21 protein-coding genes are annotated in these 22,054 nt (G+C 66.6%); all 21 read right to left on the reverse strand.

Going from position 1 to position 22,054, the window contains the following annotated elements:
* Positions 1-312 precede the first annotated feature (312 nt).
* Positions 313-1,773, reverse strand: a complete 1,461-nt coding sequence (locus GHC57_RS05765; RefSeq protein WP_153342118.1) for a TadE/TadG family type IV pilus assembly protein — start codon at positions 1,771-1,773, stop codon at positions 313-315.
* Positions 1,770-2,312 (reverse strand): TadE/TadG family type IV pilus assembly protein, encoded by a 543-nt coding sequence (locus GHC57_RS05770; protein ID WP_153342120.1) that lies wholly within the window; start codon positions 2,310-2,312, stop codon positions 1,770-1,772. Before GHC57_RS05770 ends, GHC57_RS05765 begins: the two co-directional genes overlap by 4 nt.
* Positions 2,303-2,842: a TadE/TadG family type IV pilus assembly protein gene (locus GHC57_RS05775; protein ID WP_170294707.1), complete on the reverse strand. Its 540-nt coding sequence runs from the start codon at positions 2,840-2,842 to the stop codon at positions 2,303-2,305. Before GHC57_RS05775 ends, GHC57_RS05770 begins: the two co-directional genes overlap by 10 nt.
* A 186-nt stretch (positions 2,843-3,028) precedes the next feature.
* Positions 3,029-3,997: a type II secretion system F family protein gene (locus GHC57_RS05780; protein WP_153342124.1), complete on the reverse strand. Its 969-nt coding sequence runs from the start codon at positions 3,995-3,997 to the stop codon at positions 3,029-3,031.
* 7 nt (positions 3,998-4,004) lie between these two features.
* Positions 4,005-5,036, reverse strand: a complete 1,032-nt coding sequence (locus GHC57_RS20405; protein ID WP_153342126.1) for a type II secretion system F family protein — start codon at positions 5,034-5,036, stop codon at positions 4,005-4,007.
* Entirely contained in the window at positions 5,029-6,339 is a 1,311-nt protein-coding gene (locus GHC57_RS05790; protein WP_343031119.1) for a TadA family conjugal transfer-associated ATPase, read from the reverse strand. The genes GHC57_RS20405 and GHC57_RS05790 overlap by 8 nt, the downstream gene beginning before the upstream one ends.
* 404 nt (positions 6,340-6,743) lie before the next feature.
* Positions 6,744-7,967, reverse strand: a complete 1,224-nt coding sequence (locus tag GHC57_RS05795; RefSeq protein ID WP_153342130.1) for a CpaE/TadZ family protein — start codon at positions 7,965-7,967, stop codon at positions 6,744-6,746.
* A gap of 85 nt (positions 7,968-8,052) precedes the next feature.
* A complete protein-coding gene (locus tag GHC57_RS05800) occupies positions 8,053-8,736 on the reverse strand; it encodes a CpaD family pilus assembly protein (protein WP_153342132.1) in 684 nt (227 codons plus the stop codon).
* A gap of 5 nt (positions 8,737-8,741) precedes the next feature.
* Positions 8,742-10,850: a pilus assembly protein N-terminal domain-containing protein gene (locus GHC57_RS20410; RefSeq protein ID WP_153342134.1), complete on the reverse strand. Its 2,109-nt coding sequence runs from the start codon at positions 10,848-10,850 to the stop codon at positions 8,742-8,744.
* A gap of 157 nt (positions 10,851-11,007) precedes the next feature.
* Entirely contained in the window at positions 11,008-12,243 is a 1,236-nt protein-coding gene (cpaB, locus tag GHC57_RS05810) for a Flp pilus assembly protein CpaB (protein WP_153342136.1), read from the reverse strand.
* A 67-nt stretch (positions 12,244-12,310) separates the two neighbouring features.
* On the reverse strand, positions 12,311-12,838 hold the full coding sequence (locus GHC57_RS05815; RefSeq protein ID WP_170294708.1) for an A24 family peptidase: 528 nt from the start codon (positions 12,836-12,838) through the stop codon (positions 12,311-12,313).
* A gap of 137 nt (positions 12,839-12,975) precedes the next feature.
* Entirely contained in the window at positions 12,976-13,167 is a 192-nt protein-coding gene (locus GHC57_RS05820; protein WP_170294709.1) for a Flp family type IVb pilin, read from the reverse strand.
* A gap of 351 nt (positions 13,168-13,518) precedes the next feature.
* Positions 13,519-14,043 carry a hypothetical protein gene (locus GHC57_RS19485; RefSeq protein ID WP_211369126.1) on the reverse strand — a complete coding sequence of 175 codons (525 nt, stop codon included), beginning with the start codon at positions 14,041-14,043 and terminating at the stop codon, positions 13,519-13,521.
* A gap of 51 nt (positions 14,044-14,094) precedes the next feature.
* Positions 14,095-14,514, reverse strand: coding sequence for a glycosyltransferase family 2 protein (locus GHC57_RS19490; RefSeq protein ID WP_211369127.1), 420 nt, complete (start codon positions 14,512-14,514; stop codon positions 14,095-14,097).
* 229 nt (positions 14,515-14,743) lie between these two features.
* Complete coding sequence (locus tag GHC57_RS05830) at positions 14,744-14,917, reverse strand: Flp family type IVb pilin (protein WP_153342140.1); 174 nt, start codon at positions 14,915-14,917, stop codon at positions 14,744-14,746.
* Positions 14,918-14,975: 58 nt separating this feature from the next.
* Positions 14,976-16,142 (reverse strand): phosphatase PAP2 family protein, encoded by a 1,167-nt coding sequence (locus GHC57_RS20415; RefSeq protein ID WP_170294710.1) that lies wholly within the window; start codon positions 16,140-16,142, stop codon positions 14,976-14,978.
* 53 nt (positions 16,143-16,195) lie between these two features.
* On the reverse strand, positions 16,196-17,779 hold the full coding sequence (locus GHC57_RS05840; protein ID WP_153342144.1) for an ATP-binding protein: 1,584 nt from the start codon (positions 17,777-17,779) through the stop codon (positions 16,196-16,198).
* A 150-nt stretch (positions 17,780-17,929) separates the two neighbouring features.
* A complete protein-coding gene (locus tag GHC57_RS05845) occupies positions 17,930-18,871 on the reverse strand; it encodes a hypothetical protein (protein ID WP_153342146.1) in 942 nt (313 codons plus the stop codon).
* Between the two features lie 2 nt (positions 18,872-18,873).
* On the reverse strand, positions 18,874-20,010 hold the full coding sequence (locus tag GHC57_RS05850) for a ParA family protein (RefSeq protein ID WP_153342148.1): 1,137 nt from the start codon (positions 20,008-20,010) through the stop codon (positions 18,874-18,876).
* A 152-nt stretch (positions 20,011-20,162) separates the two neighbouring features.
* Positions 20,163-21,614, reverse strand: a complete 1,452-nt coding sequence (locus tag GHC57_RS05855) for a TMEM143 family protein (protein ID WP_153342150.1) — start codon at positions 21,612-21,614, stop codon at positions 20,163-20,165.
* A 12-nt stretch (positions 21,615-21,626) separates the two neighbouring features.
* Positions 21,627-22,046 (reverse strand): DUF6524 family protein, encoded by a 420-nt coding sequence (locus GHC57_RS05860; RefSeq protein ID WP_153342152.1) that lies wholly within the window; start codon positions 22,044-22,046, stop codon positions 21,627-21,629.
* Positions 22,047-22,054: the final 8 nt, after the last annotated feature.

The following is a 22,054-nucleotide window of genomic DNA, read 5'->3' on the forward strand; positions in this document are numbered from 1 at the left end:
CCCGTGCAATCCTGGCATGCATCGCCGGACTTATCTCGCCCAAACAACCAGCATGCATATCTAACGCAAACTGAGCCAATCGAAAAAAAGGGGCCTCATGGATGTCCGGGGGACCAGAAGGGCCCCTCTGGCGTCGCGCTTCGAGCCTGAACCCCCTCCCAAACTCCCCCATGTATGGGGAGGGGTTGTCTCGGGTGGCCGCGACGGTCCGGAAACCACCCGACCCCGATATTCCGTGAAGACCCGAAAAAAGGGGAGCGGACCGGCAGGTCCTCTCCCCTCTGACGTTTGCGGGTGGGCAACCCCGCCGGATCAGCGGCTGACCCGCAGCTTGCTCAGCTCAATCGCAACCTTCTTGAACGAGTTCTGAAGGTCCGCCTGAGATGGACTGTCGAACCATTTGGTCTCATCGGTTGCGCAGTCCTTGTAGACCTGTTTGGTGGCGGCATCGATGCTGGACGTGAACGTGATGGTGTAGATGGTCACGCCCAGCGCCTTCAGGTCCTCGCAGGCCGTGGCCAGCCGGCCGTTGACCAGGTCTTCGGCCACACTCTTGCTGTCGGTTCCGATCCTGGGGTTGGAGGACTCGAGCCACTCATACCCCGTGAAATCTGAATTCACGGACGTGTTCTTCTCGTTCGGGCCAGCGGTGCCGGGAAGCTGGTAGAACTGGCTCTGACCGTCGGTCATCATCACGATGGCCTTTTCCCAGTCGTCTGTATCCCACGCCTTCCCCTCGGTGTAGGGCGCTTCCGGCGACAGCACGCGCCGTCCCCAGGCAATGCCCATATCGCTCATGGTGCCGCCCCGGTGCCAGGCATCCAGTTGTGCGACTTCGTCGAGAAGGGTCTGCTTGACGTTGATCAACGGCAGGATCGGTGAAGGGCACCCCAAGTTTGGGCCGGTGCCGCCATTCTGATAGGTGGACGGATCGTAGCGCGTGGTCCCCGGGATGTCGTTGACATCGTAATCATTGGAGACCTCGGCTTCCCAGGCGAACGGCTCCCATCCGGTCGCGTTATCGTCGCCCATCAGGTCGCTGCCGGTCCGCTCGATCACGCAACCCTTCCACTGGGTCCCGCCGTTTGGATCATACTCGTACGGTTCGTAGTTGGGATTGCTGGGATCCGGCCACCAGCTCGGCGCGGTCGGCGTCGTGCTGCCGCCGAAGGCTTCGGGTCCGGGATTCACGGAAGCCGCGTATGGCACGATGGACATGAAGAGGCCGTCGTGAACCGCTTCATTGCCGTAGAGGATGTTGACGAACGTCGTGGCCGCCGTGCGCAGCGCGCCGATGTTGTTGTTGCTGCGCATGGAGCCCGTGTTGTCGAGCACGAGCGCCACTTCCAGCCCCTTGATCTCTCGGTTGATGACGGCGTCGGCCGACACGGTCACCTGCGGCTTCTGGAACAGCTTCAGGAAGAACGTGTCGAATGTCGCTTTCGCGCTGACCGTGATGATATTGTTCACCTCGGTCACGCTGATGTCGTGCACCCAGCCGATCGTGTCATTCGGGTAGTTGACGGCGAAGAAATCCCGGGCGCGGTCATCCAGCACGTTCTGATCGTCAGTGATGGTCGATCCCGCCGCCAGGGCGGCCGCGTCAACGGCGTACCCCAGGCGCGACTTGAGGTAGTAGGCAATGGCCAGATCCAGCGAGGCCCCCAGCGCCATGAACAACGGCAACATCACAAGGCCGACGATCACGGCGATCGCGCCGCGTCTGTCGCTGCGAAGGCGACACAGCGCCTTCAGAAGTGTCTCGCGTGTCATAGCTCGTGATCCGTCTTGCCGTTGAGGGCGATTCTGCTCGTGATTCGGGGGCGAGAGAACGCCTCCTCGGTCAAGGTGCGACCCTCGAACAGAAAGCCGAACGGACTGTCATAGTTGTAGGTCATCGTGACCATGATCACGCTCTCTCCCGGATCCCCCAGGTCCGTCGCCCGGTTGGGATCGGCCGTGACCGTCCCCGCATAGGGGTCTTGCCAGAGCACGAACGGGGTGCCGTCCTCGTCATCGAATCCGACGCTGACGATCATGATCGACAAATCGGCGTTGCCCGTTGGCAGCGGCGCCATCACAAGACGGGCAGCCGTCCGGATCTCCGCCAGCGACGCATCGGTGTGGGTGACGTCCTGAGTGACGAGATCGGCGACCGACTGGGCCGCGCTCATCGCGCGCTGCGCGGCTTCAATGTATTTCGATATCTCCACCAACCCCAGAAGCATGGAGATCAGGACCGGAAGCAGCAGTGCTGCCTCGACGCCCGCCGTCCCCTTGCGGCAGCGGAGCACGGAGCGCATCAATTCCATGGCTCCCCCTTCACCACGGCCGTGAAGCTGATGAGCCGACTGCCATGGCTGTCGTTGAAGAACTGATCGAGGAACGGGGTCGTGAAGCGATACCGGCTGTAGACCCGGGCCACGGAAATCTCCTCGGCACCGCCCGGCGCGAACTGAAGGTCATCGTCTTCGGGCATGCCGTCCGCGCCAAGGGTCAGGGCGTTGGTCACGACGGCGGAAAACGAGGCGTAGCCACGCACGTCGTATTTCACGTCGTCGCAGGCGAGCAGCACGAAAAGCTCGTCGCAGACGGCCGTTCTGAAGGCGAGTTCCTGGTCGGTTGGCCCCGTGGTGATCTTCTGAACCTGTCCGGTCCGCAGTTGCCGCGCGCCCTCTTCCAGGGCGCCGTGCAACACGACGCTCTGCAACGTCATGATCCCGATTTCGAAGATCGCGAACACCACCATCAGGACCGGCATGATCACCAAAGCGAACTCGATGGCGACGCCGCCCGAGGAGTCCGTTCGAAGGTTCCGCCTCCGGCGCTTCAACGCCTGCATGATCCCAAATCGCCGCATTTCGCTTCTTCCGCAGGGGCAGAATCCCGGCCACCGCCCTCGGTAGCCCAATCCACCATGCGCAGCGTACATGAGGGCCGAATTGGTGGCAGTGACCTACATCACGCCTCGGCTGCCCGGGAGACGGAAAGCGGGCAGGCACCGCTGGCGATCATGGTGCAGACTCGCTCAGAGTTCGTTGATCTTGATGATGGCGGGTCCCATGATGACCACCATCAGCACCGGCAGGAAAAAGACGATCATCGGCACCGTCAGCTTGGCCGGCAGAGCGGCCGCCTTGCGTTCGGCCATGGACAGACGTTCCGCCCGGTTCTCCTGCGACAGAACCTTGAGAGCCTGACTGACCGATGTCCCATACTTTTCCGACTGCACAAGCGTCACCGCCAGGGACTTCGCCGAAGGCAGGCCGGTTCGTTCCGCAAGATTGATGTAGGCCCGACGCCGGTCTCCCAGGAACGCCAACTCGGCGGTTGTCAGACCGAATTCCTCCGACAGGATGGGAGACGAATCTTCGATCTCGTTCGTGACGCGCTGGAACGCCGCTTCGATCGACAGGCCGGCTTCGGAGCTGATGACCAGCAGATCAAGGGCATCGGGAAAGTTCAGCTGCATTTCCTTCTGCCGTTTGGTCACCGCATTCTTCACCAGGATCTGCGGCAGATAAAAGCCAACGATCGGGGCCGCGATCAGGATTGCGAAGCGTTGAACGACGGCCAACTCCGTCTGGATCACGACATTGAGGTAGAACAGCGCGCCCAGCAGCAGCCCCACCGCCAGAACCACCCGCAATCCCACGAAGATCTGTGGCGCATAGGGCTGTCGGTAGCCGGCCCGCGACAACATCTGCTTCAGGCCCTTGGGCGAGATCAGGCGTTCCAGGTCCAGCCGCTCGACAATGCGCCGCATCAGGTTGACGCTGCGCTTCGGCCGCCAACGGGCTCCAACGCGCCGTTCCGCGGCCTCGCGCTGTTGCCGTCCCAGCTCCTCGCGGGCGCGGGAAATGGTGCGCAGGCGCGCCGCCTTGTGGTCGCGCTGCAGGAACGGCAGAGCGATGACCACCACCGTCGCGAACGCCGCCACAAAGGACAGGACCGAAATGATCTGGACGACAGGAATGCCGAGAAACGTTGTTTCCATGTCGCACCTACATCCTGAAGTTGATCATTTTGGCCATAATGGCGACTCCAGTCCCCATCCACACGAAGCAGCCGACAAGGATGTAATGCCCGGCCCGGGTCTCAAACAACGGCACCAGATAGGTCGGGCTCATGATCGACACCAGGATGGCGACGGCAAAGGGCAGCGACCCGATGATCCAGGCTGACGCCTTGGCCTCCGACGCCAAAGCCTTCACCTTATTGCGCATTTGCTTGCGGTCACGAATCACGGTCGAGAGATTCGCCAGGGTTTCAGCGAGGTTGCCGCCGGTCTGCTGCTGAATCTGCAGCACGATGGCAAAAAACTTGTACTCGGGCGTTGGCATGCGTTCCAGGCCCCGTTGCATGATGTCGTTCAGCGCCATGCCGACCTTCTGGCCTTCAAGAAGCATGCGGAACTCGCCGCCCACGGGCTCGGGCACTTCGCGGGAAACGATCGCCAGACACTCGCTGACCGGCAACCCGGACTGCACACCACGCACCAGCACGTCGATGGCGTTCGGAAACTCCGACGTGAACTTGTTCTGGCGTCGGCGGGCGATGAACTTCAGGACCATCCGAGGCAGCCCGAGCCCGACCCCGATCCCGCCCGCGATCGCGATCAAGGGGTTCATCCCCATCAGGATCATGCCGCCCAGCACGACCAGACCCAGCAGAATGGTCAGCAGATGATAGGTCCGGGGGTCCGCCTTCACGCCCGCCTGCAACAGCATGAGACGCACGCGATTGCGCCGCCGGTTTCGGGCCTGCTTGCTGTTCTCCAGTTCGCGCAGCTTCTCCTGGATACGCTTCTGGCGGGCCTGGCTTTCCCCGCCCGCGCCGCTGGCGCGACGATAACCACCGCCCGCCACAGCCTCCCCGCCTCGGGTGAGCCCCATGCCGTCCATGCGTTTGCGCACCCGCCGGCGCGGGTCGCTCGCCACAGCGGCCACGCCGCCGAGCAGGGCGACGATCAAAAGGAAACACGCGGCTGCAACCACGAAGACCAGCATTTCCGGCGACAGGCCACTGTCAATCACTTGCTTTCTCCAGTGCGCGCGCCAGCTTGTCTTCAAGCTTGAAGTAGCGGGCCTTGTCCCAGAAGCCGGGACGGATTCCGGTCGCTCTGTGCCGCCCGATGATCTTGCCGTCGGGCGTCTCGTCCAGATAGTCGAACACCATCAGGTCCTGGAGGGTCACCACGTCGCCCTCCATCCCGACCACCTCGGTGATCTGCACGATCTTGCGGGAGCCGTCCCGCAGGCGCGACGCCTGCACAATCAACGTGATGGCCGCCGAGATCTGCTCGCGGCTCGCCTTTGGCGGCAGTGAAAAGCCGCCCATCGCGATCATGTTTTCCAGGCGCGAGATGGCCTCGCGCGGGTTGTTGGCGTGCACCGTGCCCATCGACCCATCGTGGCCCGTGTTCATGGCCTGCAACAGATCGAAGGCCTCGGGCCCGCGCACCTCGCCCACGATGATGCGTTCGGGACGCATACGCAGGCAGTTGCGCACCAGGTCCCGCATGGTGATTTCGCCCACGCCCTCAAGGTTGGGCGGCCGGGTCTCCAGGCGGACCACATGGGGATTCTTGAGCTGCAGCTCGGCCGCGTCCTCGCACGTGATGACGCGTTCATCATGGTCGATGTAGTTCGTCAGGCAGTTGAGCAGCGTCGTCTTGCCCGAGCCGGTGCCGCCCGAAATCAGGATGTTGCACCGGCAGGCAGACGCGACCTCCAGCAGGGACGCGCCCTCAGGGCTGATGGAGCCGAACTGGACCAACTCGGTGAAGGTCAGCTTGTCCCTGCGGAACTTACGAATGGTCAGCGTGGGCCCGTCGAGCGCCAGGGGCGACACGATCACGTTGACGCGCGACCCGTCCGCCAGGCGCGCGTCACAGATGGGGCTCGCTTCGTCCACGCGCCGGCCGACGGCGGACACGATCCGTTGGCAGACGTTCATCAACTGGGCATTGTCGCGGAACTTGACGTTGGTCAACTCCATCTTGCCGTTGGCTTCGATGTAGACCTTGTTGTAACCGTTGACCATGATGTCCGCGATGTCGTCACGGGCGAGCAGCGGCTCCAGCGGCCCCAGGCCGAGGATGTCGTTGCAGATATCCGAGATGATCTGCTGCTGTTCCTGGGGGTTCACCAGGACGTCCTGCATCGAGATGATCTCGTTGATGACGTCCGAGATCTCCTCGCGCACCGCATCCGGCGACAGGGCGCTCAACTGACCGAGGTCAATGGCCTCGATCAGGCTGTTGAACACCGAAATCTTGATTTCTTCGAGCTGGGACTCGCGCGCACGCAGCCGCTCCTGCCCGGCTTCGTCGATCACGACGGGCTTCTGGGGCGCGGTTTTCGGCGGCGCGGATCGGGGAGCCTGGGGACTCGGGGCAGCGGCCCCCTTGCGTTCGAGAAGGTCATCGTTCGCCACCGACGGCGACGCCGGAGGATCGGCCCGGTCCACAGGCTCCGGCCGAGGCGGCGGCGACGGCGGAACCTTGGCACCCTTGCCGCCCGAATCTACGCGGCGTCCGAACATGGTGGTCTCCTCGCACCGACTTTCTGCCTGGCGACAGGACCTCGCGCGGCCCCATGGCGCACGGGCCAAGCGAGCCCGCTCCCGTCGCGGGGCCTGCCGTGGCTCGTTGCTGTCCCCCCTATGCTATCAAATCCGTGGGCTCCGGCGGTAGCAGCGGTTACAGACCGGCCCGTTTCCGGCGCACGCGGCCCGCACCCTTACCGCGCGATCTTCTTCTTCTTGCCCAGAAGGCCACCCAGCAGACCCGACTTGGCCGCGCGGCGCGGCGCCTTTTTGGTGACCACGCCGCCGGCATCATCCAGGTGGAGCCCGGCCACCAGTTGGTCCATCGACCGCTGGAACGCCTTGCTCGCGCCTTTCTTGATGACCGGCTCGCCGTTGTTCAGGGCCTGCCCGAAGGCCGCCGGCTCGAACGGCAGAGCGGCCGCGGGCGCGCGCCCCACCACCTCCTCGAAGTCCTTGGCGCTCAGCTCGGCCTTGGCCGCCATGCCGACCTTGTTCAACGCCAGAACGGTCGGAAGGGACATCCGCCGCTTTTCCCGCAGGAACGCGAGCATCTTCTGCGCATCGCGCAGATTGCTGAGGTCGGGATAGGCGACCACCACCACCGTGGAGGCATCCAGCAGCACGTCCCGCACCCAGATGGACCATTGACGCGGCAGGTCCAGAACGACGGTATCGAACTCACGCCGCAACTGGTTCAACAACCGCTCCAGAACGTCGCTGGGCGGCCGGAACGAGATGTCGAGCTGTGCCGTCGATCCCAGCAGCATCAGATGATCGTCGTAGCGCTGCAGGAACCGATCCAGCGCCATGGAGTCCATCTGCTCGGACTGGGCCAGAACATCGGCAGCGGAAAGCCGGGGCGACAGGTTGAGGTTCACGGCCGCGGTGCCGGCGGAGATGTCCAGGTCCACGAGAACGACCTCGCCCCCCGTGTCCCGTCCCAGCTTGTAGGCCAGGTTGCAGGCCAGCGAGCTGGAGCCCACACCGCCGCGCACCCCCATCACGGCCACTAGCGGCGCGAGGTGCATCTCGCTCTCGTCCGTGGTCACGCGGATGACGGTATCGATCAGGTCGTCGGGGGTGATGGGGGCGAGCAGGTAATCCGCCACGCCCATGCCGACCAGTTGGCGATAAAGCCCGATATCGTTGTCCTGACCGATGACCACGACGCGCGTTTCGGGTGCGACGTAGTCCGCGACTGTGTCCAGCTCCGTCAACAGGGCCTCGCCCTTCTTGTCGGACTCCAGGATCAGCAGCAAGGGGCTGTCCATGCGGGCCAGAATTCCAGCCGCCTCTTCCAGTCCGCCGGGATGGATGGAAACCTCCGACCGGCGCATGCGGACATCGTCCTGCAGCGCTGCGACCGCTTCCCGGGTTTCGTCGCTCAGGACAAAGGCTTCCGCCGTGATGCGCATCCCACTCCACCTTCGTTGTCGTGCCCGCCCCGCCCCCGAACCGGGGCCGTCGCGATACCGGGCCGGTCCGCCGGCCTGTTTTTCATCACTCGCCGATGCCGGTCAGCGATCCGCTCTCACTGCGCGGAATCGCCGCATCCGTCGCCGCCCCGGCCCTGTATTTCGTCACGACCAGAGCCTGACGCGCCCCATCCACGGAACCAAGACTGCGCGGATCCACCAGGTCTCCCGGATCGGACAGCATCAACCCGACATTGCGGTTGACGGCGCAGCCGAAGTTCGAGTGCGGCGCGTTGCGAGGATTCAGTCCGGTATGACCGGACCAGTCCCCGCAATTGGGGACGACCGCCACATAGGCGTCGTACGACAGGCCAAGGGAACCGTCATCCGGGGCCGGTCCGGTCACCTGACCGGGGACCACGATGGTCCGGACGCCCCGGTCGTCCAGCCACTCCAGAAACATGTCCGTCGCCTGCTGGTCACGCGGCGACATGTTCACGGGCATCTGCACGCGCATGGGCGAGCGGGCCCGGCGATCGAACTCTTCCATGAACCCGGGCACCATGGCGATGGACGCCCCGCCACCGTCGGCGTTCACCTGCGGCATGGGGATCTCGGCCCGGAAGGTCCGAAGGTCCGCCTGCACCGAATAGCGCTGATTGTAATCCCCGACGTCCGTGGCGGACCCGCAGGCCGCCAGCCCGACCAGCAACGCTGCCACGGCGGCGACGCGCGTCCCGGCCATCAGGGACCTGTGCTGAGCGCGCATGAGCCTTACTCCATGATGTAGCCGATGGGCGCGGCGACGGAGTACGCCTGTCCGGCCTGACCCTGCGGGTCGCCGTACCGCTTCTGAAGCCGGCCCAGAAGGTAGATGTCCAGGTCGTCGGCCGGCCGGAATCCATCCGTCGGCAACGCGAACTCTGGACCGAACTCGCGCGGCCGGGCCTTGAAGGCCTGCACCGTCATCACGAGTTCCGTCCGCTCGGACTGGAAGTCCTGACTGCGGAACAGCGCGCCGAGAATGGGCAGGTCCATCAGCCCCGGCCACCCCTGGAAGGCATTGCGGTCCTCGGTCTGCAACAGGCCCGCGATCATCAAACTGCCGCCCGAGGGCAGCATCACGGTGCTTTCCGCCCGGCGCGTGCTGAGTCCGGGAATAGAGACGCCGGCGAGGGTCAGGGAGTTCTCTTCCGAAATCCGACTCACCTCCGAATTGATCCGAAGGCTGATCTGGTTGCCCGACAGCACGACCGGCGTGAACGACAGCTTCACCCCGAATTCCTTGAACTCCAGGGTGATGTTGCCGTCGTCGTCCCGCCCCACGGGCACCGGAAACTCACCGCCGGCCAGGAAGTTTGCTGTCTCGCCGGAGATCGCGGTCAAGGACGGTTCGGCAAGCAGCCGCACGAGCCCGCGTTCCTCCAGCGCGCTGAACGTGACGTCGCTGATTCCGAAGTCCCCGATCAACAGGGTCCCGAGCGGCCCCGTCGACCCGGCCGTCGCCCCCATCGCGAGAACCCCAATCGCCCCGTTCGTCACCGTGTTCTGATTGAAGAAATTGAAGCTGCGGAACGCGGTGTCGCTGGGCGAATTGGTGACGTTGAAGTTCGTGTCCGTCGCCAGGAACTTCCGTGCCGACCGGTTCATCTCGGCCACCCGAACCCGCAGCAGCACCTGCTGGTCGCCGGCAATGGCCAGCGAGTTGATGACTGCTCCGCCGCCCCCGACGAACTGGCTGGCCACACTGGCGGCGTTGGCGGCGTCGGCGGCGGAGCGGACCTGGCCGCTCAGGACCACGCCGTTCTGGGTTGGCGTGACGTCCACCCGGTTTTCGGGCAGCACGGCGGCGAGCGCCTGGTGCAGCCCCTCCATATCCGCCTCGACCACCATTTCGTACATGCGGATGCTCCGGCCCTGGGCATCGCGCATGATGATGTTCGTGGACCCCACGCCCTCCGCGACGAGGACCACCTGCCGGCGGTCGATCACCGCTTCGCGCACGATCGAGGGGTCGGCGATGATGACGCTTGCCACGGCGCGGTCCAGCTCCAGCGTGATGGCCTTGCCCACGGTGGCGATGATCGTATTGCCCATGATGTGGACACCGCGCGACAGCCGGCGGCGTTGTTCGGGAACGGCCGGAGTCATTTCGCGCTGCGCCGGTGTCGCGGCGGCCTGACCGTCGGCGGCCGGCAGCCAGTCCGGCGGCGGCGCGCGGCGCACCGGCATCGGCGGTTCGGTCCGCGCGGGCAGGACGGTGCGGGGCGGGGGCGCGGGCGCGGCCTCGACGGGCTGCGCGGGCACGAACGGACCCGGCGCGGGAGCCTGCGCCAACGACTCCGCGACCGAGTCGGGCTGCGGCATCGCTTCCGGGGTCGGCGCGGGCGCATCGCGCGTCGGCGACGGCGCTGGCGACGGCGCGGCGGACACCGCCGGGTCCGACTCCGGCGTCGGATCAGGCGCGGCGGGCCGCGCCACCGACTCGAGGCCCTCGTTCAGCGGACGGCTCGGCATGAACGGCCCGGTGCGCGGTCTCTCGGCGAGAGACGGCGTCGGCGCGTCCTGTGGCGTGTCCGGGCGTGGCGTCGTCGCCGCCGGTCTCGCGGACCCAGCCATGGGGGGCAGCGGATCGAGCGGGACGGTGCGCGCCGCGCCGCCCTCGCCCCCTTGCGCGCCCGCGGCCGCCGGCGTGGCGGGCGTCGTCATGGGCGGCATGGCGTCAAGGGTGCGCATCAGCGCCCCTCGGGCGTCGTCACCATCCGCCGCGCCGGCCGGAATCGTCATGAGCGCAGCCGCCAGGAGACCCAGGGCCACCGTGCTGACGGACGTGCGCAGGCGGACCCGGGCCTTCGGCTCCGGGCCGGAACGGGGGACGCGCACTACGATGCGGTCGTCCACTGAGTCTGCTGTTCGGACCGGGAACACGACACACAATCCTCCAGCGGTGGGACCTGCCAAACCCAGTTGGCCAAAAATGGCATCAGATCCGTATGTTGCACCAAACTCCTTTCCTTGTACATGAGAAACGGTAAACAAATTATTCCTCTATGGGGATTTCTCGCTCCATGTCGGGCGTCAACGGAAGGGGGTCACCATCCGGCCCGATGTCAGGGAGTCCGGTCCCGGGCCCCGAGTCGCCACCCGACTGATCGTCGCCGTCCCACGCCTGGCCGCCGCCCTGGTCCGAATAGACCGTGGGTCCGTCCGCGCCATGATAGACGGTGACCTCCCAGTCCGGTCCCTGAGGCTCGGGCGCGGCCTGCGCCGGCGTGGAGGGGCTGGCGGGCCGTGGGGGCATGGGCTCGTCGTCCAGATCCAGTTCGGCCAGCAGACGCGCGCGTTCGGCCGCCAGTTCGGCTTCGCGGCGCAGACGCTCCTCCTCCTGCGAGCCGCGCATCATGTAGTCCAGGGCGCGGCTGACGCTGCGGTCGCTCACGATGTCCCGCTCGGGCGCGCCGGCGGCCTCGCCGAAGCCCAGCAGGGCGGCCAGTCCGACCGGCGCCTGGCGATCGCTCAGGGCGCGCAGGGTCAGGGTCACCGAGCCCATCTGGCGGGCCAGATTCAGGATCTCCACTTCGGATGCCGAGGCTTCCACCGTCACGGTCTGCACGACCTTGGGTTCCGCTTCGGTGTCCTGGAACACCCGGTCCACGGCCAGAACGCGCAGCGACTCGATGATGGTCTCGGCCACGTACCGTGAGATCGGCGCACCCGCGCCACCCTGATCCACACCGCGCGGGAGCGTATCGCGCAGATCGTGCGTGAGGACGACATCCACATAGTCGCCGGGCAGGATGAACCCGGCCGTGCCCGTGACCTGGTTGACCGGCAAGGCGATGGCGCGCATGCCGGGGTTCAGGGCCCCGGCCAGGAAGTTGGCGTTGACCCGCTCGAACACCATGCGGTCCGTGATGGGCTCGCCGGCGGCGATGGTGCGCCGGACAATGCGGCCCTGCATGACCTCTTCATGGGCGGAGCGCTGGCGGAACACCTGACGCTCCGTCATGCCCTCGGCGTCACCGATGACCTTGTAGGCGGGCATGATGTCTTCCGGAGGCCAGGGCTGCCACCGGACCATGGACGACCGCAGCGCGGTGCCGGCCGGGATGGTCTCGTCCGCCACCAGCACCCGCTGCCCCGTGAACGTGGGCAGGGCGGGCCCGGCGTCCTCGGCCAGTTGGCGTTGGGCCTGGAGGTAGTCGTTGACGAGGTACGCCGCGCCGCCCGCGGCCGCGACGGCGATGGCGAGGACCAGCAACAAGATCGCGCGCATATCCGAGATTCCTTCCGGTCAGGGACGGCGGATGCGGCGGCGTGACCTCGGCGGCGCGACGGCGGGTTTATCCCGTCCCCGCGGACACGGATGGGCCCATGGCGCCGATGCGCCACATGGCCAGGACGCCCACTGCAATCGCCAGTCCGTACGGTATGCTATTCAGGCTTTCTTGATCTTCGGTAAAGAAATGCCGGGCAAAGCCCTGTTTCCCTCGCATTTTTGGCGCCACCTTCAGACGCAGCAGGAACACCAGGGCGAGCACGCCCCCCACCAGGAGCACGCACAAGAGAAAAGCGAGAAGATGGCCCGGGGTGATCCACAGACTCGTGGCGCTGACCAGCTTGACGTCGCCGCCCCCGAACAGGCCCAGCCAGAACAGGCAAGCCGTCACGGCGAACACGAGCAGGGCCGGTCCGATCACGGCGGTGACGGCGGCGAGGCTGTAGGGACCGATCAGGGCCATGGCCAGGAACAGCACGACAATGGCCACGGAAAAGCCGTTCGCGATCTCGCGGCTCAAAAGATCCTGAATGGCCGCCGCCAAGCACAACGCGACGACCGTGAACGCCAGCCACTGGGTCAATCCGTCCATGAGGGGTTCCGTCACCGCCATCAACCGGACACGGCAACGGCCCGCCTTGAGCCAGCGGGCCGTTCCGAGGCGCCTCTCTCAGGCGACGACGTCAGCACGACGCCTGGGCCTGAGGAGGCCTGTCAACAGGGTCGCGATCAGCCGCCAGTGCCACCGCCCAGGCTACCGGAAATCGTACCGAACGTCCCGGTCAGCGACGTGCCGACGATGGTCACGGCCCCGATGATGACGACGGCGATCAGGGCGGCAATCAGGCCGTACTCAATCGCGGTCGCACCCTTCTCGTCGCGACGCAGAGCGGTCAGATACATCTTGATCGATTCAAACATGGGTCTTCCTCCTGAACGTGCGCATTCTTGCGCCCCAAAAACCACCGCCCGACCAGTGTCTGGTCCGACTCTTCCGTCCACACTCTCGGGGCCTCATTCCCTGCCCCCAACACGAGCATCATAGGACAGCCCGGACGGGTCCACTGTGACGGCCATTACACACCCGCTCGGATTTTTTCGGTGCCTTGGCGTCTATCCACAGCGCGCTACTTCGGGCAGAGTTCCGTCAGTCGCCCCCTGTTTCATGGGATACGGCCGCCGAACCCACCCGTCTGAAGACTAGGGGCAAGCGCTTAACAAATCTTTACAGAGTCCGCCGAACGCGGTGAACCAGCGTGGCGCGGCGGGCGACTATTGCGGCGGGGCCGCGTCGCCCCTTCGCACACCGTCGAGTCGCTCGCACAACAACCGCGTCCGGACCTCGGCCAGCATCACACGATTGGCCGCGACCAGATCGGACAGCACCCCGGCGGCGAAGATCACCACCGACGCCAGGATCAGAATGGCCACCAGGATCAGGGATTGGATTTTGCCTTCGCCCTGATCGGTCAGGAAGGAGATCAGGAATCGCAGCCCCAGCAGGACACCAGGCACGGCCACCAGGGTGCCGATGATCGCGAAGAACCGAAGCGGTTTGTACAGGATGAAAACCCGGATGATCGTCCAGAGCGACCGGAATACATAGGACCACATGCCACGGAACAACCGTGACGGCCGCGTGGCCGGATTGGTTCGGACCGGCACCGAGACGACGGGCATCCCCATGCGGCCTGCCTGGATGATCGTCTCCAGGGTATAGGTGTAGTTGTTGTCGACGTAGGGCCGCATTGCGGCGTCCCGGCTGATGGCCCGGAACCCGCTGGGGGCGTCTGCCACCCGCGTCCCACTGACCACACGCACGGCCCAGCTCCCCAGGCGTTGCAGGCGCTATTTCAGCCAGGGGAAGTCCGCGGTCTCGATGATCGGACGGGCCCCCACCGCGATGATCGGACGGGCCCCCACCGCGATGTCGGCCCGCCCCTCCAGGACCGGAACCACCAGATCGGGAATACACGACGCGTCGTACTGATTGTCGGCGTCCGTGTTCACGATCACGTCCGCGCCCCGCTCAAGGGCTGCGATGAGGCCCGTCATGAAGGCATTGGCGAGCCCCCGGTTGGTGGAGAGCCGGACCACATGATCGACGCCATGGGCGCGGGCCACGTCGCTGGTGCCATCGGTGCTGCCGTCATCGGTCACCAGCCATTCGACCGCATCGAATCCATCAACGTGACGCGGCAGGTCTGCCAACGTCTGCGGCAGTGTCCCGGCCTCGTTGAAGCACGGAATATGAATGATGAGCTTCACGAAGCCACCGGCCCCCGTCCCTGCCACCCGTTGTCAATCCCGCCGTCCATTGGCCCACGACCGCGGAAAACGCCGCTGGCCGGTTCACGCCGCCGCCAAGCCCCTCAACGCCGCACCCTGAGGGGCTGACTGGTTGAGGGGCGGCCCGGTCGCGCAAAACGCCCCCGGTCCCCGATCACCATCCAGCCTGGGATCAGACCACCGCCAATCGGCGCGCTGCCGGTGGGGCTCAGTTGAACCCGCTTGCCACCTGGCCGAAAAAGCTGTCCAGGCTGGTGCCGACGGCCGTGACTGCGCCGACGATAACAATGCTGATGAAGGCGGCAATCAGGGCGTATTCAATTGAGGTCGCCCCTCGTCCTCCCCGTTTCAGGTAGCCCGACACCAAAGCCAGCGCTCTCATGATTCGTTCCTCCAGTCGGCGAGCGCATCCCGCGCCCGCGGTCTCCGGACCCCGACTCTCAGGTCCCACGTTCAGCCAGGCGATGGCGCATCCCGCCGGGTCCAGGCCCCGCACCCTCGTCGCCGGGTCCATCCACTGGCGCGGCCGGCACGACCCGGCGCGTCAACAGCCCGGCCACCCAGTACATCACAACAGCGCCAAACGCGCCGGCATACCCATCGATGGCGTAATGCCAACCCAAGAGCACGGATCCGACCATGATGATCGCCAGATACAACACCGTCAGACTGCGCAGGACGGGCCCGCGCGACCAGGCGAACAGCGCCCACAGCGTGGCGATGGCCACATGCAGGGACGGCATGGCCGAGATGCCGCCCCCGGCCCGCGCCTGATTCGCCTCGTAGCCGTTCCACAAATACTCCTGTCCGAGCAGCGCCATGTTCGGAATGGACTCGTGCCCTTCGTTCAAATGCTGGAACAGGGGGGCATAGGGGTTCGGCCCGGCCACAAACTCGTGGAAATAACAGGGGCCGGCCGAGGAGAAAAGGTACGCGAACCCGCTCCCCAGAACAGTCCAGGTCAGGAAATAGCTCAACAGGAAATGCATCCGCCGGACCCGCTCGGATCGGGTTATCGCAAAAAGGCAGAAAATCAAATACATCACCGGCATCCATACATTATAAAGATAGCTGATGACCGCTATGACGACGGGATGACCAAGCACGGGCAGCAACAATTCCCAGGGGTGGACTCCAAAGTGCAGGGCCGCGTCCCACTGCATCAGAGTCTCATCCCAATGAAACGGATTGATAACGGCGATTGATTGTTTGAACGACGTGAAAAACGTCGAAAAGATCGGCAAAAGAACCATCGGGATCACTGCGGTCGCGACGTAACGCACGTCGAACACTTCGCTGTGCCACACATCGAGCAGAACCCCGCGCACCCGGAACGGACGGACATGGAAAACATGGCGGGCCAGTTCACCGATCGTCCGGAAAACCACGATCAGTACGGGCACGAGCAGGGTCGCCATAAGAAGATTCCACGACGCGAAATGCCATGAAAGGCCATGGGCGCTCATAACCACGAGCACCACCGCCGCGTAGCCGATCATGAACCCGATCAACAGGGCGTGGTGCCTGGCTTCGGCGACGAACAGACCGGAGCGTTCCCCCAGGCTCAACGGTCTCGGCGCCACGGCAGTGAGTGAGTCGGCGGTCACGTCTCTGGTCTCCCTTCTGGCAGACGGGGTGGACCCCGTCCGGACTCCTTCCATCACACCTGACGCGGATAGCGCCAGCGGCTGATGACGTCCTTGACGTACTCGCGGTCCCAGACCTCGCTGTCCCAGCTTGCCGAGAACGACGCCGCGCCCTTGCGCGGCTGCTGCTCGGGCGGCAGCAGGTCCAGGGTCACACGCATGGGCATGGGGGTGGCCGCGCCGACGCTGATGACCTCGGCGGCCCCGAGCGCAGGCAGAATGCCGGCCAGATCGCCGGCGTCGTCCGGCAGGGTGCTGCGGACGTAGACCAAATCCTGCTCGTTGGACAGCCGAAGGGCCATCACGGTGTTGCACTGGGACAGGATCTCGGGATCCAGCTCCGACGGGCGCTGCGAGACCAGCCCGAGTCCCAGGCCGTACTTGCGCCCTTCCTTGGCGATGCGGCCCAGCGCCTTTCGGGTCGAGCGGAATCCGCCGCTCACGTCGGCCGGGGCGTAGCGGTGGGCTTCCTCGCACACCAGCAGCACGGGCACGCTTTGGGTTTCCGCGGCGAAGAGCTGGAAGTCGAACACCATGCGGCAGAACAGCGAGACAACGACCTCCACCACCTCGCTGGGCACGCCGGACAGATCCACCAGGGTCAGCGGGGCGCCGTCCGTCGGCATGCGCAACAGGCTGGAGATCACATCCACCATCGAGATGCGCATCAGCGTGCCGGAAAACATGAACGCGAACCGGGGGTCGCCCATCAGCCCGTCCAGACGGTTGATGAGGCGCAGATAGGGCCGCACGTCCTCCGACCGATTCAGGTTGCCCACCTGATCGTCGAGCGCCCGGCGCAGATCGCTCAGCCGGTACGGGATCGGGGTATCGACGGTCACTTCCTCGGGGTTCTTCTGACCCACGGGGGACTTGCGCTTGGCCTCCATCAGGCAGTCCAGCAGGATCATCAGTTCCGCCGGATGCTCGGGCAGCCGCGACCCCAGGAACACGCTGGCCAGTTCCTCGCCGGTCATCAGCCAGTAGGGCAGACTCATGCCGGCGGGATCGACGATGTGGCAAATGTCGCCGAATGCGCCCTGGTATTCGTTGTGCGGGTCCAGAACCACCACGTGACCATGGGGGAAACTGGCCAGGATCTTGTGCAGCAGAAGGGCGACGGTGCAGGACTTGCCCGAGCCGGTCGTGCCGAGCACCGCGAAATGCCGCCCCAGCAGGGCGTCCATGTCCAGATGGGCGGTGACCTCCTGGGCGCCGTAGACCCGGCCGATGGGCAGGGTCGCCGAGTCGGGCGGCGCGAACACGGCCGCCAGATCCGCGCTGTCCGCCAGCCGGATGCCGTCGCCAAGGGCCGGATACCGGGTCACGCCGCGCTGAACCTTGCCGAGCCCGCCGTCGGGCCGGGTTTCGGCCTCGCCGATGGCGGCCAGTTCGACGGCCACGGGACCACCCGCCGGAACCCCATCCGGGCCGTCCACGATGCGTGTGCTGGTCACGACGCCGATGACCGAGCCATCCGTGGTATCGATGCGGACCATCCGGCCGGGCCGCAAGTCGCGGATGCCCGAGTCGGGGGGCCCGTAGGCGGTCATGCGGGATCCGTGCACGCTGACCAGATGGCCGATGGCCTCACCCATGCCGTATCGCCTCCCCGCCCCCATGCGCCGGCCCGCGCGACTCGCCGTCCTGCACAATCCTGCATGATACGGCGCGGTTCTTAATCAAACATGGATCCGCGCACGCGGACGAAGCCCCACCGCCAGGGCGGGGCTCCGTCGGGTCCCGGATCAGGCCTTGGTCTTCCGCGCCTGTGCCGGCGGTTCGTCCAGACGCTGACGCAACTGTTCGATCATGTAGGTCAGCAGCGAGCGCCGGATGATGTCCTGCTGCGTGCTGCCCGACAGTTTGGCGAACTGCCGCAGCAGATCGTGTTCCCGGGCGGGCAGGCGCACGCCCACATGGCGACGGCGCACGTCGGCCTCGGCCTCGGCGGCGGCCCGCCCGGCCACATCCGGCGGCGCATCGGGCCCGAACAGGTAGAGTTCGATTTCCTCGGGATCATCAAGGGGCGCCGTCGTCACCGGCGCGCCGGGTTCGGCCTCCGTGCCCTTCAGCCGGATCCAGGGCGGCGCGTCGCCGTTCGAGGGAGCCCGGTACCCGGCGGCCAGCGTGACGGCCGCCCCGCGACGGGGTGGCACGACGGCCGGTGTGGTCGTCCGCCGCACGGGCGCTTCGGGTGCGTCGTGCCGCCGGGCCTGCGACTGGCGCAGGCTCTCCCAGGGCCGCATCGGTCCCGGCTCCGGCGGCGCCGTGCGGTGGATCATGCCGCCGCCCAGCGGCGCGGCACCTTCCAGCCCGGCGTCGGCATCCGTATCGCCGTCGTCGTCCGCGTCGTCTTCGCCGTCCGGATCGGGATCGTCAGAGAGCCCGGCGCGCCCGGCGATCGACACCACGACGGGGTCGGGCTCGGGTGCGGCCATCCGGCGGAACGGAGTCACGCTGGACGGCGGCGCCGTGGCGTCCTCGACGGGGCTCGCGGCTGCGATGGCCTCCGCCACATCGTCGTCATCCAGGATATCGCCATCCACGCGGGGGTCCATGGACTGTCCCAGCGCCCGCGCGAGATCCTCGAACCGGCTTCGGCCCGCATTGGGGATCGCCGGCTGCACGGCGGGGACGGCCTCGCCCTTGCGGGAAAACAGCCCGCCCAGTCCGATCACCGCGCTCATGGCTACACCTCCGCAATGCCGCGGCGCCCGAAGGCACGGTGACCAAGCAGGCCGCGACCGCTTGCGGGGCGCGCACCGGGGGCGGAATGACCGGACGCCGGCGGCATCGCGGCCGGTCCGCGATCACCGGCCGGCCGGGCGCCGGCCACGAGATGCGGCATGGGACGCCCCGGACGCTCGGCCCGGAAATCGTCGTCGTTGGCGGTGGGCGCACGGGGGGCGTCGAACGGAACCGAGTCGAGGCCGTCCGTGTCCTCCTCGTCCTCGTCCACCTCGGGCGCCTCGCTCTCGACCACCCGGATGGACCGCGCGTCCATCGCGGAGTCGCGACGATCGGGACGCCCGGCGCGGTCCGACCAGGCCTCGACGGCATCCACGCGCGCCGGGTCGATGCTGGCGACGGGAATGCGGGCCCCCTCGGCCACGGTGGCGGCCTGCGGACGCGGATCGTAGGACTCGCGCACGAAATCCGAGAAGGCGCCGCCGACCTGCGGACCGGCGTGTTCCGCCATGCGGGCGGCGCGCTCGACGCGTTCCTTCAGATACGCCCACAGGGCCTGCATCTCGTGCGCCGAGCGACCCTCGGGGTTGATTTCCATGACCGTGCGACCGTCGCTCATGCTGGCGGCGTATTCGGTGCGGTTGTGGATGGTGGTCGGCGCGACGGTGCCATGCTGGCTCAGGGCCACGGCGGCATCGGAGGTGATGCGCGCCCGGGCGGAGGCGGCGTTGACCACGAACACGAACGGCCGGTTGAGCCCTTCCACGAGGTCCACGGTCGCGCCGGCGGCGCGCAGATCATGGGGACTGGGGCGCACCGGCACCACCACCAGGTCGGCGTTTTCCACCACGCTGCGGATGGCGATGGTGATCGCCGGCGGCGTGTCGATCATGACCATGTTGATGCCGCGCCGGTCCAGTTCGGCCAGCGTCTCCGGCAGCTCGGTCAGCGAGGAGCGCACGAAGTACGGCGTTTCGGCCTGGCGCGCGTTCCACCACTGGGCCAGCGAGCCCTGGGGGTCGGTATCGAGCATGGCGACGGGACCCAGCCCCATGGCATCGGCCATCACGGCCATATGGCCGGCCAGGGTCGTCTTCCCGGACCCACCCTTCTGCGATGCGAAAACGATGACCTGCATGGTTGTGGTCCTTCCTGACTCGTCGGAGCGTCAAGGACCATGCCCCCTGGCACAAACCCCGGCTCCCGACCTTTCGGGCCATGAAAACAGGGTATGTGGCGCCGGGGACAGGAACAGTGACCCCGGTCACAGGATCGCCCGGAAGCCCCGGATTACCGCCCGTCCGCGGCATCCATGCCGGCGCTTTCGGTGCTGCCGCGGGCCTCCAGGGGCCCCTCCCCAGAGGGACCGTCACCCGCCTCGTGGTGCCAGATCGCGCGCAGGCGGGCCAGCGCCTCCGCCAGCGGAGGCACGGACAGCGTGCCGTCCGCCGCCCGCGTCAACAGCCCCAGGCGGTCCAGCTTGCCCAGGGCGTCGTCGATGTCGAAGCGCACCCGGGCCGCCAGGGTGCGGTCAAGCCAGGCCTCGGCCGCCGCCGCCAGCGCCGCCGCGTCCATGGGCTCGGTCGCGCCGCGCAACAGGGTGTAGGCGATGACCGCCTCCTTGAACTCCTGGTCCTCCGCCGTGCCCAGCAGGTAATCGAACACGGCCGCGTTGTTGCAGACGTTCCGGTAATAGAGATTGTCGGTCAAAATCATCTGATACTTCAGAACCTGGCGCTCGAACTTGATCCATTGTCTCATCAGGAAGCCGCCCAGGCCCGCCAGCGCGCTCATGGCCGCCAGGGCCTTCGCAAGGTCGGCCTGGGCCACCGAGCCCTGCGCCGTCAGCCCCAGCCAAGCGGCCGCCACCACGAACAGGACGGACAGCGCCGGCAGAATGTTCATGAGGACAGGCACCCCACCGGCGACGGCCGGCACGCCCAGCAGCAGCTTGTCCCGCAGACGCATCACGGCCCGTGCGCCGGGATAGAGCATGTTCAGATCGCCCTCGGCGACGTCCGTGAACAGCTTGATGACCACCTTGCCTTCGAACACCCGGTCCGGCGGGCGTCCGCCGGGCGTGACGGCCAGGCCCACGGGCAGGCGGCGGCGACGGCTGGCGATGGACTCGTGAAAGCGGATCAGCACCACCACGTGGCGCAGGCGCACCGCCGGCCGGATCCGCTCCGCCAGCCCGAACAGACGACGCGATCGGGCCACCGCCTGTCGGCGACCGCGCGCGAAGAACGCCACGTCGGCATAATGATGGGTCGGGACCCGGACCTCGGCGTCCACCTCGGCCGCCCGGCGCTCGGCCTCGGCGAGGCGGTCCGGGTCCACGGGCGCGAAGTTGGCCTGGATCAATAGCCCGGACAGCCGCGCCTTGAGACGGTCGTAGGCGGCCCCACGGTCCTCGCGCCAACCGGCGGCCCCCGCCGGCAGGTCAGGGTTGAAGGCGTGGTAGTCGTCGCGGAGGCAGCGCAGGCACTCCCGCCCCTCGATCCGGAACAGCAGGCCGAGGAGCCGGCACACCTCGGAAAAGGTGTGGTCTGTCCACGCCCGCTCCCCAGCCGGAACGGGCTCCAGGATCGTGTCGCGCAGACGCGCCACCAGGGCGGTCTGCGGCACCGCAATGAAGGGATCCGGCGCGGGCGGGTCGGGCGGCGGACCGTCCCTGTCCCGCCACCCGGTCACGACCGACCAGGCCCTGGCGAGATGCGCCCTGCCGCCCGCGTCGGTCATGCGCGCCCCGGATCAGGTTTCGACGTCATCCACGTCAAGCTGGCCGGTGATGCGGCGCCAGATGTGCGACCAGGACATTCCCACCGCCATGATGGTCGCGACCACGACCAGTCCGATCCAGATCAGGGGCTCGCCCTGAAGATTGGCGCCGGTGTAGGTCACGATCACCCAGAGCAGGATGGCGAACAGCGCCACCAGCAGGATGATGCCGAACTTGCCGATCGACCGCAGCGTGGCCATGACGTACAGGATGTACCCGATCAGCAGCACGATGGCCGCCAGGGCCTTCAACGGCAGGTCCTCGTTGAAGCCCGAGGTCTCGATCCAGCCGGCGAACGACCAGCCGGTCGGATTGTACGTGGCCATCACCAGCACGATGGCGGCGACCCATCGGATCGCGAACCCCACAAACGAAAATCCACTCGCAGCCATAACCCCCT

The sequence above is a fragment of the Roseospira navarrensis genome, assembly GCF_009601025.1.
Classification (GTDB): Bacteria; Pseudomonadota; Alphaproteobacteria; order Rhodospirillales; family Rhodospirillaceae; genus Rhodospira; species Rhodospira navarrensis.